The 13,748-nt window shown below is 67.3% G+C and carries 12 protein-coding genes and 1 riboswitch; of the genes, 10 read left to right on the forward strand and 2 right to left on the reverse strand.

All coding sequences use genetic code 11. The features are described 5' to 3' along the window. Nucleotides 1-259: 259 nt before the first annotated feature. The 5 genes from FS787_RS03860 to FS787_RS18260 all read left to right on the forward strand — a co-directional run bounded on the left by FS787_RS03860 (nt 260) and on the right by FS787_RS18260 (nt 6,553). Nucleotides 260-4,063, forward strand: a complete 3,804-nt coding sequence (locus FS787_RS03860) for a multifunctional oxoglutarate decarboxylase/oxoglutarate dehydrogenase thiamine pyrophosphate-binding subunit/dihydrolipoyllysine-residue succinyltransferase subunit (RefSeq protein WP_144670975.1) — start codon at nt 260-262, stop codon at nt 4,061-4,063. A 131-nt stretch (nt 4,064-4,194) separates the two neighbouring features. After that, on the forward strand, nt 4,195-4,794 hold the full coding sequence (locus tag FS787_RS03865; protein WP_144670976.1) for a GDSL-type esterase/lipase family protein: 600 nt from the start codon (nt 4,195-4,197) through the stop codon (nt 4,792-4,794). A 121-nt stretch (nt 4,795-4,915) separates the two neighbouring features. Next, a complete protein-coding gene (locus tag FS787_RS03870) occupies nt 4,916-5,758 on the forward strand; it encodes a DUF4097 family beta strand repeat-containing protein (protein ID WP_144670977.1) in 843 nt (280 codons plus the stop codon). Then, nucleotides 5,758-6,378 (forward strand): PadR family transcriptional regulator, encoded by a 621-nt coding sequence (locus FS787_RS03875; protein ID WP_144670978.1) that lies wholly within the window; start codon nt 5,758-5,760, stop codon nt 6,376-6,378. The genes FS787_RS03870 and FS787_RS03875 overlap by 1 nt, the downstream gene beginning before the upstream one ends. 100 nt (nt 6,379-6,478) lie before the next feature. Further along, on the forward strand, nt 6,479-6,553 hold the full coding sequence (locus FS787_RS18260) for a 50S ribosomal protein bL37 (protein ID WP_369299106.1): 75 nt from the start codon (nt 6,479-6,481) through the stop codon (nt 6,551-6,553). Nucleotides 6,554-6,657: 104 nt separating this feature from the next. Here the strand turns inward: FS787_RS18260 and rsrA are convergent, their stop codons facing one another. Then, on the reverse strand, nt 6,658-6,918 hold the full coding sequence (gene rsrA / locus FS787_RS03880; protein WP_056425983.1) for a mycothiol system anti-sigma-R factor: 261 nt from the start codon (nt 6,916-6,918) through the stop codon (nt 6,658-6,660). Next, the gene (locus FS787_RS03885; RefSeq protein WP_395940310.1) at nt 6,915-7,616 is read right to left on the reverse strand and encodes a sigma-70 family RNA polymerase sigma factor; all 702 of its coding nucleotides are present in this window, start codon (nt 7,614-7,616) and stop codon (nt 6,915-6,917) included. The genes rsrA and FS787_RS03885 overlap by 4 nt, the downstream gene beginning before the upstream one ends. Nucleotides 7,617-7,975: 359 nt before the next feature. Between FS787_RS03885 and FS787_RS03890 the strand changes: the two genes are divergently transcribed. From FS787_RS03890 to FS787_RS03910, 5 genes are all read left to right on the forward strand, one after another. Then, nucleotides 7,976-8,524 (forward strand): DoxX family protein, encoded by a 549-nt coding sequence (locus tag FS787_RS03890; protein ID WP_144670980.1) that lies wholly within the window; start codon nt 7,976-7,978, stop codon nt 8,522-8,524. 7 nt (nt 8,525-8,531) lie between these two features. Next, nucleotides 8,532-9,932 (forward strand): 3-phosphoshikimate 1-carboxyvinyltransferase, encoded by a 1,401-nt coding sequence (aroA, locus tag FS787_RS03895; protein WP_144670981.1) that lies wholly within the window; start codon nt 8,532-8,534, stop codon nt 9,930-9,932. Then, entirely contained in the window at nt 9,916-11,031 is a 1,116-nt protein-coding gene (locus FS787_RS03900; RefSeq protein WP_144670982.1) for a ribosome small subunit-dependent GTPase A, read from the forward strand. The genes aroA and FS787_RS03900 overlap by 17 nt, the downstream gene beginning before the upstream one ends. 55 nt (nt 11,032-11,086) lie before the next feature. After that, nucleotides 11,087-11,899: a histidinol-phosphatase gene (hisN, locus tag FS787_RS03905; RefSeq protein WP_056425973.1), complete on the forward strand. Its 813-nt coding sequence runs from the start codon at nt 11,087-11,089 to the stop codon at nt 11,897-11,899. A gap of 104 nt (nt 11,900-12,003) precedes the next feature. Then, the gene (locus tag FS787_RS03910; RefSeq protein ID WP_260982378.1) at nt 12,004-13,542 is read left to right on the forward strand and encodes a glutamyl-tRNA reductase; all 1,539 of its coding nucleotides are present in this window, start codon (nt 12,004-12,006) and stop codon (nt 13,540-13,542) included. A gap of 64 nt (nt 13,543-13,606) precedes the next feature. Further along, a riboswitch (SAM riboswitch) is annotated at nt 13,607-13,720 on the forward strand. Nucleotides 13,721-13,748: the final 28 nt, after the last annotated feature.

The raw sequence follows: 13,748 nt of genomic DNA on the forward strand, positions 1-13,748 counted from the left end.
GGCCGCGGCACCCGCCCGGCGCGGCGGCGGCAGGTCATGCGGGCCCCTCGCGGGCTGTCCCCCCGGGGTCAAAATGACGTGCCGTGCGGGTGCTTTGAGCCGACTTGATGATTTGAGTCACCCTTATTGGCGGTTTGGCAATATTCGTCACTAGACTGGCATGGGTCTGGGTTCACTGGACGCGGAGACTGGTTCAACTGTTGTGCTGAGGCACCTTGAAACCAGTGGGAATCAAACTCATGGAAGAGGCGTAATTCAAGTGCCAGAGCAGCCTAGCCACCGTCTACCAGAGGAATTTGGCGGAAACGAGTGGCTCGTTGACGAACTGTACGAGCGTTATCAGCAGGACAAGAACACGGTGGACGCGAAGTGGTGGCCTCTGTTCGAATCCTTCGACGCCGGTGACAGTTCCTCCACCAACGGAGCCTCGGGCGCAGCGGCTGTTGCGCACCCCGCCACCCGCGAACTTCCCGTCGTAGCTCCGGCTGCCGAGCCGGCAAAGCAGCCGGCCGCGCAGGCTGCAGCCCCCGCCGCCCCGGCTGCAGCGCCCCCCGCGCCCGCCGCCGCGAAGAAAGCCCCGGCCACCGTTGCCCGCGACGGCGCCAAGACTTCCGAAGCCGGCCCCGGCACCCAGCCGATTCCGGCCCAGCTGCCCAAGAACATCAAGGCCCCGACCGCCCCCGAGGAAGACGTCGTCTCCGTCCTCCGCGGCCCGGCCAAGGCAATCGCCTCCAACATGATCACCAGCCTGGAGATTCCGACCGCCACCAGCGTGCGCGCCATCCCCGCGAAGCTGCTGATCGACAACCGCGTGGTCATCAACTCCAACCTGGCCCGCGCCCGTGGCGGCAAGGTCTCCTTCACGCACCTGATCGGCTACGCCGTCATCCGCGCCCTTGCCCAGTTCCCCTCGATGAACGTCTACTACGACGAGGTGGACGGCAAGCCTGTCGCGGTCCAGCCGGCGCACGTGAACTTCGGCATCGCCATTGACATGCCCAAGCCCGACGGCACGCGCCTGCTGATGGTCCCGAACATCAAGAAGGCCGAGACCCTCAACTTCTCCGAGTTCTGGCACACCTACGAGGACCTGATCAAGCGCGCCCGCGCCGGCAAGCTGACCGCGGATGACCACTCCGGCACCACGGTGTCGCTGACCAACCCCGGCGGCATCGGAACCGTGCACTCCGTGCCCCGCCTGTCCAAGGGCCAAGCCGCCATCATCGGCGTCGGCGCACTGGATTACCCGGCCGAGTTCCAAGGCGCCAGCGCGAAGATCATCGCGCACAACGCCATCAGCAAGGTCCTCACCCTGACCTCCACCTATGACCACCGCGTCATCCAGGGTGCCGGCAGCGGCGAGTTCCTGAAGCTGGTGCACCAGCTCCTGCTGGGCGCGCAGAACTTCTACGACGAGATCTTCGAGTCCCTGCGGATCCCCTACGAGCCTGTCCGGTGGAGCCCTGACCTGCAGGTGGACCCGGCCGACGAGATCAACAAGGTCGCCCGGATCCAGCAGCTCATCCACGCCTACCGCGTCCGCGGCCACCTCATGGCGGACACCGATCCGCTCGAGTACGTCCAGCGCAAGCACCCCGACCTCGACGTCCTGACCTACGGCCTGACGCTGTGGGACCTGGACCGCGAGTGGCCCACCGGCGGCTTCGGCGGCAAGCCCCAGCTGGCCTTCCGCGACATCCTCGGCGTGCTCCGCGACGCCTACTGCCGCACCACGGGCATCGAATACATGCACATCCAGGATCCTGAAGAGCGCAAGTGGTTCCAGGACCAGCTGGAGCACCCGTACTCCAAGCCGAGCCGCGACGAGCAGCTACGCATCGTCTCCAAGCTCAACGCAGCCGAGGCCTTCGAGACATTCCTGCAGACCAAGTTTGTGGGCCAGAAGCGCTTCTCGCTGGAGGGCGGCGAATCCCTCATCCCGCTGCTGGACGCCATCATCTCCGATGCGGCCGACGACGAACTCGACGAAGTAGCGATCGGCATGGCCCACCGCGGCCGGCTCAACGTGCTCACGAACATCGCCGGGAAGACCTACGCCCAGGTCTTCCGGGAATTCGAAGGCACCCAGGATCCGCGCTCCGTACAGGGCTCCGGCGACGTCAAATACCACCTCGGCACCGAGGGCACGTTCACCTCTGACAACGGCAAGGAGACCAAGGTCTACCTCGCTGCCAACCCGTCGCACCTCGAAGCCGTGGACTCCGTCCTCGAAGGCATCGTCCGCGCCAAGCAGGACCGCCTCGACCAGGGCGAAGCCTTCCCCGTGCTCCCGATCATGGTGCACGGCGACGCCGCTTTCGCCGGCCAGGGTGTGGTGGCGGAAACGCTCAACCTCTCCCAGCTGCGTGGCTACCGCACCGGCGGCACCATCCACATCGTGGTCAACAACCAGGTCGGTTTCACCACCGCGCCGTCCTCGTCACGCTCGTCCACCTACTCCACGGACGTCGCCAAGATGATCCAGGCGCCGGTGTTCCACGTGAACGGCGACGACCCTGAGGCCGTGGTCCGCATCGGCCAGCTCGCCTACGAGTTCCGCCAGCGGTTCCACAAGGACGTTGTCATCGACATGGTCTGCTACCGCCGCCGCGGCCACAACGAGGGCGACGACCCCTCGATGACCCAGCCCCTCATGTACAACCTGATCGAGGCCAAGCGCTCCGTGCGCAAGCTGTACACCGAATCCCTGATCGGCCGCGGTGACATCACCGAGGAGGAAGCCGAGCAGCTGCTGCGCGACTACCAGGAACGCCTGGAACGTGTCTTCGCCGAGACCCATGCTGCGCAGACCTCCCCGATTCCGATCATCAAGGCGGATTCCGCCGCGGTGTCCGATCTGGAACGTCCCCTGGCCCAGCAGTCCGATTCCGGCATCAACGCCCCGGCGTCGACGGCAATTTCCGCCGAGACACTGGCGCGCATCGGCAAGGCACACGTCGACATCCCCGAAGGCTTTACGGTCCACGCCAAGCTCAAGCAGCTGCTGGAGAAGCGCGAAGTGATGTCCCGCGAAGGCGGCATCGACTGGGGCTTCGGCGAACTGGCCGCCTTCGGCTCGCTCATCATGGAAGGCGTCCCCGTCCGGCTCGCCGGCCAGGACTCGCGCCGCGGCACCTTTGTGCAGCGCCACGCCGTCTTCCACGACCGCGCCAACGGCGACGAGTGGCTGCCCCTGGCACACCTCTCCGATGACCAGGCCAAGCTGTGGATCTACGACTCCCTGCTGTCGGAATACGCGGCCATGGGCTTCGAATACGGCTACTCGGTGGAACGCCCGGATGCCCTGGTGCTCTGGGAAGCGCAGTTCGGTGACTTCGTCAACGGCGCGCAGACCATCATCGACGAGTTCATCTCCTCGGCCGAGCAAAAGTGGGGCCAGCGCTCCTCGCTCGTCCTGATGCTGCCGCACGGCTACGAAGGCCAGGGACCGGACCACTCCTCCGCCCGCATTGAGCGCTTCCTGCAGATGTGCGCCGAAGAGAACATGATCGTGGCCAACCCCACCACGTCGGCGTCGCACTTCCACCTGCTGCGCCGCCAGGCCTACAGCCGGCCGCGCAAGCCGCTCATCATCTTCACGCCGAAGCAGCTGCTCCGCCTCAAGGCCGCCGCCTCGTCCGTGGAGGACTTCACCACCGGCACCTTCCGGACGGTCATCCCCGAGCACGAGGAGCTGCAGGCCGACGCCGTCGAGCGTGTCCTGCTGGTCTCCGGCCGCCTGTACTACGATCTGCTGTCCACCCGGCAGAAGACCGGCGACAAGACCACGGCGATCGTCCGCGTCGAGCAGCTGTACCCGCTGCCCGCCGCCGAGATCGCCGCGGAACTTGCGAAGTACCCGAACGCCGACGTGGTCTGGGCGCAGGACGAGCCCGCCAACCAGGGCCCGTGGCCGTTCATCGGCCTCAACCTTCCGGACGCGCTGGACCGCCGGGTCCGCCTCGTTTCCCGCCCCGCCTCGGCTTCCACCGCGGCAGGATCGATGAAGCGGCACGCGGCCGAGCAGGACGCACTGCTCAAGCAGGCATTCGCACGTAAGTAAGGTCATCGCTGCCCGGCCGGAGATTGAAACACGCAACTCCGGCCGGGCAGCCTTGTTTAACCGGCATTGCCCCCGGCAGCGAGACCGTTCGGGGGCGGTTTCAATGGACACTCTGGAGTGAAGAGGTAGTCGTGGAAGATCGAAAGCTGCGGATCGCAGCCGTGGGCGATGAACTGCTGGCCGGCCTGGGTGACCCCCGGGCGCTGGGCTGGCTGGGCCGGGTGCTGGCCCGCACGCCGCAGGACGGAATGACGCTCGAATGCTATTCCCTCCCCTGCCCGCAGGAGGGAACGGAAGGCCTGGCCTCCCGCTGGCTCGAGGAAGCCGGCCGCCGCTTCAACAGCCACTACGAGAACCGCCTGGTGATCGGCCTCTCCGGCCGGGACATCGAGTTTGGGCTGTCGACCGCCCGCAGCCGGCTCAACCTCGCAAACATCCTGGACTCGGCCTCGCAGAACAAGATCGAGGTTTTTGTCGTGGGCCCGCCGCCCTCCCTTGATCCGGCCCAGAACCGCAGGCTCGGCGAGCTCAATACCGCCTTCGCCGACGTCACAACCCGACGCAAGCACCTCTACGTCGACACCTTTTCCCCGCTGCTCAACCACGAGCAGTGGCGCCAGGACCTCGCCGCCAACGGCGGCACGCCCGGCCAGGCCGGCTACGGCCTCATGGCATGGCTCGTGCTGCACCGCGGCTGGTTCCAGTGGCTGGGCATGGACACACCGGAGTAGAGCGTCTCCGCCAGGAACTTCGCGATATATCTTGACCCGCCAAGGGCGGCGATATATCGTGACTTTATCGTCACGATATATCGCAAGTATACGTTTCAAGTATCGCGTTCCCGGAGGAACCATGTCAGAGAACCCCACGGCAGAGAACAACTGGACCGTCACCGGTCCGCAGACCATCGACGTCGACGGCGTCAGTTCACTCAAGCTCGGCATCGTCCGGGGACGATTCGACATTGTCACGCATGACGAGGCCGTGGCCCGGATCGAGGTCTCCGAGGTTTCCGGCGACCCGCTGGCCATCAGCCTGGTCAACGGACGGCTTGAGATCCGGCACCAGCTGCACGGCCCGCAGGGCTGGTTCAAGAACCTGATGAATACCGTCAACAACAGCAGCAGCAACTCGGTGGTCATCAGCATCGCCCTGCCCGCCGGCGTTGAGGTCGAGGCCGGCACCGTCAGCGGGGACGGCATGGTGTCCGGGATCAGCGGGCACACCCGGCTCAACACGGTCTCTGGTTCCGTCCTGGCCGACGGCACGTCCGGGGACCTGGCCGTCAGCACCGTCAGCGGCGAGGTGATCGCCCGCAACCACCACGGCGTGCTGACGGCCAAAAGCGTCTCGGGCGAGGTCACGGCCTCCGGAGAGTTCAGCCACATCCGCGCCAACACGGTCAGCGGGGACCTGAGCTTCGACCTGCACGGTTTCACCCAGGACTTTGGCGCCAATTCCGTCTCCGGAGACGTGACCATCCGAGTCCCGCACGACGTCGGCGTGGACATCATCGCCAAGTCCGCCAGCGGCGCGGTGGTCATCAACCACACGAAGTACAACCAGCCCGGCGGCGCCGTACAGACCATCGCCGGCCCGGACACCCAGCTCATGCTGGTGCGCACCAACTCCGTGTCGGGCAAAACGTCGGTCTTCCACGGCCAGCCGAGCGCGGACACCGAAACGAGGCCCTGATGCCTCCGGTCTTTGCCCACGGCGCCCTGCGGCTGTATCTCCTCGCCCTGCTGGAGACCGGTCCCAAACACGGCTACGAGCTCATCAAGGCGCTCAGCGAACGGTTCGGCGGCACGTACTCCCCCAGCGCCGGAACCATCTATCCGCGGCTGGGCAAGCTGGAGGAGGAAGGGCTGGTGGCCACACACACCGAGGGCCGGCGGACCTACTACAGCATCACTGCGGCAGGGCTCGTGGAACTCAACAGCCGGCGGGACGAGCTTGCCGGCGTGGAAAACGACATTTCCGCCTCGGTCCGGCGGCTCGCCGACAATCTACGGCAGGACATCAAGGACAACATGCGCGGCCTGCGGGCTGACCTGGCCGCCACGGCCGAGGCCGCACGCTCCTCAGCCCGCTCTGCCGGATCAACAGTCGCCTCACTGGCCGGCCAGCGCTATTCCCAGGAGGGCGACAGCCGGCTGCGGGAAGCGGAAATGCTGGTGCAGGCATTCCGGGACGACATCCGGGTGGAGCTGCGCCGCCACGGCGGCCGGCATCCAATCACACCCGTGACGCTGGAGACGGTCAAGACGGTGCTGGACCAGGCCAGAATCTCCATCCGGAATTCCCTGGAGTGATCCACTCCCCCGCACCCCGCCTGCCGGTTCGCGGCGGGTGCCCTGATGTGGGAGACTTGAGGGCAGCTCTTTTGAGTACCAAAAATTAAGGAGGCCAGCTATGAGCAAGCGTGCACGTAAACGTCGTGACCGTAAGCGTGGCGGCGCGAACCACGGCAAGCGCCCCAACACCTAAGCAAAGCTTGGAATACGGCTTTAGGCGAATGACCCCGGAATCCTCACGGTTTCCGGGGTCATTCGTTTTTTGGAGCGTGGAGGCGCGGCGCGGTGCCCGCCGGGTCAGGCCTCGACGGGGTTGCTGGAGTGGATCCGGTCAAGGATTGAATTCTTGAGGTTCTCAGGGGCAGCCTCGGTGCAGGAACGCTTCACCATCACGCGGATCACGCATTCAAGGTCGTACTGCTCAAAACATTCGGGGCAGCCGTCCAGGTGGTCCTTGATCTCGGAGATGTCCTCGTGTGTGAGGGCACCGTCCAGATACTCGTAGATTCGTTGCATCCGGGCGTCGTCGCAATCGCCCAGTCCCTGGCAGTCGCTCATTTCCTGTTCTCCTGTTTGTCGCTTCCGGCCGCCGCGGTGGCATCTGCAGCCCTGAACCCGCGCTCGGCGGCGTAGTCGGCGAGCATGTCCCGCAGCATCTTCCGGCCCCGGTGCAGGCGGGACATCACGGTCCCGATCGGGGTGTTCATAATGTCGGATATTTCCTTGTAGGCGAATCCCTCGACGTCGGCGAAGTAGACCGCCAGCCGGAACTCCTCCGGGATGGCCTGCAGCGCACGCTTGACGTCCGAATCCGGCAGGTGGTCCAGCGCCTCGGCCTCGGCCGAGCGCAGCCCCGAGGAAGTGTGCGACTCCGCACGGGCCAGTTGCCAGTCCTCGATGGTGTCGGAGTTCGACTGCAGCGGCTCGCGTTGCCGCTTCCGGTAGAGGTTGATGTAGGTGTTCGTCAGGATGCGGTACAGCCAGGCCTTGAGGTTGGTGCCCGGCTTGTACTGGTGGAATGCGGAGAACGCCTTCGTGTACGCCTCCTGGACCAGGTCCTCGGCATCGGCGGGATTCCGGGCCATCCTCATGGCCGCGGAGTACAGCTGGTCGACGTACTGCATGGCGTCGCGTTCGAACCGTACCCGGCGTTCCTCCGGGGTTTCGGTCGCAACGTCCAGTGCCTGCCCGTCCACGATTGTTTCCTGGGCGGCAGCCTCGTGCGTGGCCGCAACGGCCGGATCCATGGTGCTCATTGCCTTCAAGTCTACTGTCACGTTCCGGCGGCCGGCCGGAATCGCCGGCACGGCGCCATCCTGCAGGGCCATAGACCACAACTCCACCGGTTCCGCGGTACGCTGCGCGTCCTCCACAAGAATCAAATCTCCGCCTCCCTGTTTGTCGTCCGGCTTGCCTCCGGCTTGCCTCCGGCTGGACTCCGGCTTGCCGTCCGGCCGTCCTCCAGCCGTCCATTAATTCATCGGCAGGCCGCAAACCCGCGGCCGGGACCTGTCATCCACAACCCCTTCGGGCGGGCAAATATTCCACAAAAGTGCAAGACTAGAACCGGTTCTCCCGCATTGATTCCGCGGCTCGTCCATCCAGGAGGAAATTCATGTCCTTTGTCCGCTTTCTCGCCCGGCCCATGCTCGCCTCCAGTTTTGTCCTTGCTGGCATGGACAAGCTAAAGAATGCGGACGACACCGCGACGCAGCTCTCACCCCTGCTGCGTCGTGCCGCTGAGTCCCTGCCGTTCCAGACCAACGAGAAGGTCCTGGCCCGCGTTATCGGCGGAACCCAGGTGGGAGCCGGCGTCCTTTTCGCGCTCGGCAAGTCAGCCCGCCTGGCCGCCACCGTCCTGGCCGTCATCTCCGCGCTCAACGGCTACGTTGAATGGCGCAGCGCGGACATCACCTCCAAAGAGGGCCGCGATGCCCGCCGCAAGCAGCTGCTCAAGAACGTCTCGCTGACCGGCGGCGTGCTGCTGGCCGCCGTGGACACAAACGGCCGCCCCAGCCTGGCGTGGCGCGCCGAGCACCTCGCCGCAGACGCCAAAAAGAATGCCAGCCACCTCGCCGCGGACGTCAAGAAGACCACCGGCAAGCAGTGGAAAAAAGCCGACAAAGCCGTACGCAAGGCCGTAGACCACACCGCTGGAGCCTAAGACAGCAATGACAGGCACCACCCCCTCCGCAGCCGCCCGCCCCGCTCCGGCCGGCGCCGTCCCGCTCTGGCAGGCTCCGTTCGCCGGAAAGCCCGTCGATGCGACGGTCACCGTCCCGGGTTCGAAGTCCCTGACTAACCGGTACCTCGTGCTGGCGGCCCTCGCGGACGGGCCTTCCAGGTTGCGTGCTCCGCTGCATTCCCGGGATTCCGCCCTCATGATCGAGGCACTGCGCCAGCTTGGGGCCACCATCACGGAGGTTCCGGGCGACGGCGCCTTCGGTCCTGACCTGACTGTGACGCCCATCCGGCTGGATGCCCCAGGGCCGCGGACCGGGATCGACTGCGGCCTGGCCGGGACGGTCATGCGGTTCGTGCCGCCCGTCGCGGCCCTGCGGCGGGGAGTGTCACTGTTCGACGGCGATCCGCACGCGCGCAAGCGCCCCATGGGCACCATTATCGAGGCGCTGACCGGGCTGGGCGTCGCCGTCAGCGCACCCGACGGCGGTCCGGCGTCGTCGCTGCCGTTCGCCGTCGAAGGCACGGGCGAAGTGCGGGGCGGGCACCTCGTCATCGACGCCAGCGCCTCCTCGCAGTTTGTTTCCGCCCTGCTGCTGGCCGGAGCCCGCTTCACGGATGGGCTCCACCTGGAGCATCGGAGCAAGGACAACTCCGGTCCCGTTCCCAGCCTGGACCACATCAGCATGACCGTTTCCGTACTCCGCGGCGCCGGAGTGGCCGTGGACGATTCCCGCCCGAACCACTGGATTGTCTCCCCCGGCGCCATCCGCGCCTTTGACCTCAGGATCGAGCAGGATCTCTCCAACGCTGGCCCGTTCCTGGCTGCGGCGCTGGCCACCGGGGGCACCGTCCGCATCCCCGACTGGCCCGCCGGGACCACCCAGGTGGGCGATCTGTGGCGCGGCATCCTCACCACCATGGGCGCCACCGTCACGCTGACGGACGGCACCCTGACCGTCACCGGCGGCCCCGAAATCAAGGGTGCCGACTTCGACGAAACCAGTGAACTCGCCCCCACCGTCGCAGCCCTGTGTGCCCTCGCCACCGGGCCGTCACGGCTAAGCGGCATCGCCCACCTCCGCGGACACGAAACGGACCGGCTGGCCGCCCTCGTGGCCGAGATCAACCGCCTGGGCGGTGACGCCGAGGAGACCAGCGATGGCCTCATCATCCGGCCGGCGCCGCTGCACGGCGGCGTGGTCCACAGCTACGCCGACCACCGCATGGCCACAGCGGGCGCCATCCTTGGCCTGGCCGTACCCGGCGTCGAGGTCGAGGACATTGCCACCACGGCTAAAACCATGCCGGACTTCCCGCAGCTGTGGGAGTCCATGCTGGCCCAGGGCGCACCCGCAGGTAAGGACGCCGCCGGTGGCCCGCAGCACTGACTCCTGGGACGAATCCGACGTCCGGATCCGCCCCAACAAAAAAGGCACCCGGCCCCGCACCAAGGACCGGCCCAGCTACGACGACGCCGTGACCGGACGGATCATCACCGTTGACCGGGGACGCTACACCGCCGTCGTCGCCGAAGGCACCCCCGAGGAGCGCAAGATCATCGCGGCCCGCGCCCGGGAACTGCGCCGCAACCCCGTGGTTGCCGGCGACTTTGTCTCCCTGGTGGGCAATGTCAGCGGCGAACCCGACACCCTGGCCCGGCTGGTCAAGATCCAGGACCGCAAGACCCTCCTGCGGCGCAGCGCCGACGACACGGATCCGATCGAGCGCGCCGTCGTCGCCAACGCCGACACGCTGGTCATTGTGGTGGCGGCCGCCAACCCGGAGCCGAGGACCGGGTTCATCGACCGCGCCCTCGTGGCCGCGTACGACGCCGGCATCGAGCCCCTGCTGCTCGTCACCAAAGCCGACGTCAAGGATCCCGCGGAACTCCTCTCCAACTACCAGCACCTGGCCTTCCCGGTGATCATCTCCAAGACGGCGGACTCCGACGCCTCCGGGATCGATGCCCGCTCGGACGACGGGCTGTCCGCCCGGCTGGACAAGGACGCCGTCTCACAGCTGCGCGGCCACCTCGACGGCAAGGTCACGGTCATGCTGGGCCATTCCGGCGTCGGCAAGTCCACCATGGTCAACGCCCTCACGGGCGCCGAGCGCGCCACCGGCGGGGTCAACGCCGTCACCGGGCGCGGCCGCCATACCTCCTCCTCGGCCCTGGCGCTCAAGGTCAACGATGCGCCCCCGGGCAGCTGGATCATCGACACCCCGGGCATCCGCTCCTTCGGACTGGCCCACGTGGACCCGGACCGGATCCTGCGGTCCTTCCCGGACCTCGAACCCGGCACCGACGACTGCGAGCGGGGCTGCAAGCATGATTCCAGCGCCGTCAACTGCGGCGTGGACGCCTGGGTGGCCGCCGGCCATGCGGGCGAATCGGGCCCGGCCCGGCTCGCGTCCCTCCGCCGCCTGCTGGGGACGGACCCGCGGATGGAAGCCCAGGACGTCAAAGAACTGGGCACCGTCTCGTAGCCGGCCGCGGTGCCGCCTACCGCTCCCCCGCCCGCTTTGACGGTAGTTTGGAACCATGAGTCAACCCGCTTCAAGCTACAACGATGACCTGCGCCTTGCCCATGTGCTGGCAGATTCCGTAGATTCCCAGACCATGAGCCGCTTCAAGGCGCTTGACCTTCGGATCGAAACGAAGCCGGACCTGACTCCGGTGACCGACGCCGACAAGTCAGCCGAGGAAGCCATCCGCGGCCAGCTGTCCCGCTCCCGTCCGCGCGACGCCGTGCTCGGCGAGGAGTTCGGCAGTTCCGGCCACGGCTCCCGCCGCTGGATCATCGACCCGATTGACGGGACCAAGAACTTCGTCCGCGGCGTCCCTGTCTGGGCCACGCTGATCGCGCTCGTCGACGAAGGCGAGCCTGTGGTCGGCGTCGTGAGCGCCCCCGCGCTGGGCAAGCGCTGGTGGGCCGCCAAGGGCGCCGGGGCCTACACGGGCCGCTCGCTGGCGGCCGCCACCCGGCTGAAGGTATCCAACATTTCCGAACTTTCGGACGCCTCACTGTCCTACTCCAGCCTGGGCGGCTGGAAGCAGCGCGGCAACCTCGATGAGTTCCTGGGCCTCACCGAGGAAGTCTGGCGCACCCGCGCCTACGGGGACTTCTGGTCCTACTGCCTCGTGGCCGAAGGCGCCGTCGACATCGCCTGCGAACCCGAACTGAACCTCTACGACATGGCGGCACTGGTGCCGATCGTCACCGAAGCCGGTGGACGCTTCACGTCCCTGGAAGGCGAGGACGGCCCCTTCGGCGGGAACGCCCTGGCCACCAACTCCATCCTGCACTCCGAGGTCCTCAAGCGGCTCAACCCGGGGCTTGACGACCTGCTCTAGCAACGGTTCCCAAGGATTCCCCAACCTCCCTGTACAACTCTGTCCAAGACGGCGGCCCGATGGCGGCCTCGAAGGTAGGGCATCTTTTTGGGAGGAGAGCAGCCTTGTCTGACGCACTTCATGCCTCGTATCGCGGCACGGCCGGGACCGGCCCGGTGCTGCTGGTGCTCGTGGCGAAATACCGGGACCTGGACCCGGAATCCGCCGCCGCCCTGCACGGCGCGTCCGCGGGACTCGCGCCGCATCTTGTCTCCGGGCTTGCCTCGGATCTAGCCTCGGGCGAGACGCGCATCTCCGCGGCCGTGATCCTGTCCACCTGCAACCGGTTCGAAATCTATTGCGAGCTCCCGTCCCCGGCGCGCCTCGACGCCGCGCGCTCGGACGTCCTCGACGCGGTCGTCCGCTGTTCCGGGCTGCCGGGCACCCGCCTGGCGTCCCTTTTCGAGGAGCTCCGGGGTGCCGCCGCCGTCGAACATCTCTTTGCCGTTGCAGCGGGCCTTGATTCGGTGGTGGTGGGTGAACGGGAAGTCGCAGGGCAGGTCCGCCGCGCCCTCGCAGACGCCCAGGCCGCCGGAACCGCCAACGGCCGGCTGGGGAGGCTGTTCCAGGCCGCGTCCCGCACGGCCAAAGACGTGGGAGCACAGACCGCGCTCAGCAGCGCCGGCAGATCCATCGCTGCTGTTGCCCTGGACCTTGCCGGCGCCGGGACCAAACAGGCCGGAACCGCCGGGACGTCGGCCGTTCTCTTCGGTACCGGCGCGTACGCCGGATGTGTGGCGGGGCTCCTGAGAACCCGCCACTATTCCGACATCTCGGTCTTCTCCCACTCCGGCCGCGCGGACGCCTTCGTGGCGGCCCGGGGCGGCCGCGCCGTCTCCGCCCGGCAACTGCCGGCAGCCGTTGCCGGGGCTGACCTGGTCATTGGCTGCAGCGGTTCGGGTGCCCGCATCGATGCGGCCGCCCTCGCCCGTTGGCGTGAGGGGGCGGACCGTCCGCTCACCGTCATCGACCTCGCGCCCAGCCATGATTTCGACCTCCATGTGGCGGAACTGCCGGGAGTGGAGCTCATCACGCTGGAATCAATTCACCTCGCCGCTCCCCCGGCCGACGCCGAGGCGCTGCGCCACGCCCGCGCCCTGGTCCGGCAGGCGGCCCGCCGCTTCGAGGAACAGGACGCGGTCCGCGCCGTGGACACCGCCGTCGTGGCCCTGCGCGAGCACCTCCATCAGGTCCTCCGCAGCGAAATGGAACGCGTCGGCAAACAGCACGGGCGGGGCGCCTCGGCTGACGATGTCAACGTTGCCCTCCGGCACCTGATCCGGCGCCTGCTCCATACCCCGACGGTCCGCGCCCGGGAACTCGCCGCCCTGGGCCGGCAGGACGACTACACCGCAGCACTCGAGGCGCTCTTTGGCCTCAGCGTCCAGGCCGGCAGCCGGAGCACCGCCATGAGCGGGCATCCGGCCGGACCGGCCCGTGTGTCCGCCGAAGAGCCCGAAGAAAAGGGGCCTGAGCCGGCCACGACGGTATGCGGCGCCAGCCGCGGGCAGGGTGCCGGATGCCCCGGGACCTGTTCAACTTTCCAGCTCCTCAAGCGGCCACCAGCCGGGATGGCGGCTCCCGCCACAGCCTGCAGCGCGTAACAAACGGCTTCACATTCAGCCGGCTCCTTTCCGCCGGAAGCGGCAATGTCCTAGGCTCGAAACAGGTCACGAGTGCCAGCGCAAAACCCCGGTTTGCTGGCCGGCAACCCTCCTTTCGCGGCGGGGTGCCCCGGGTGACGACCTGGCCGGTCCGGAACGGACCCGGCAAGCGCGGATCCCCGGCATGTGGGGTCCTTTTTCGAGCG

The organism is Arthrobacter sp. U41 (assembly GCF_007679325.1).
In the GTDB taxonomy this organism is placed as follows: domain Bacteria; phylum Actinomycetota; class Actinomycetes; order Actinomycetales; family Micrococcaceae; genus Arthrobacter.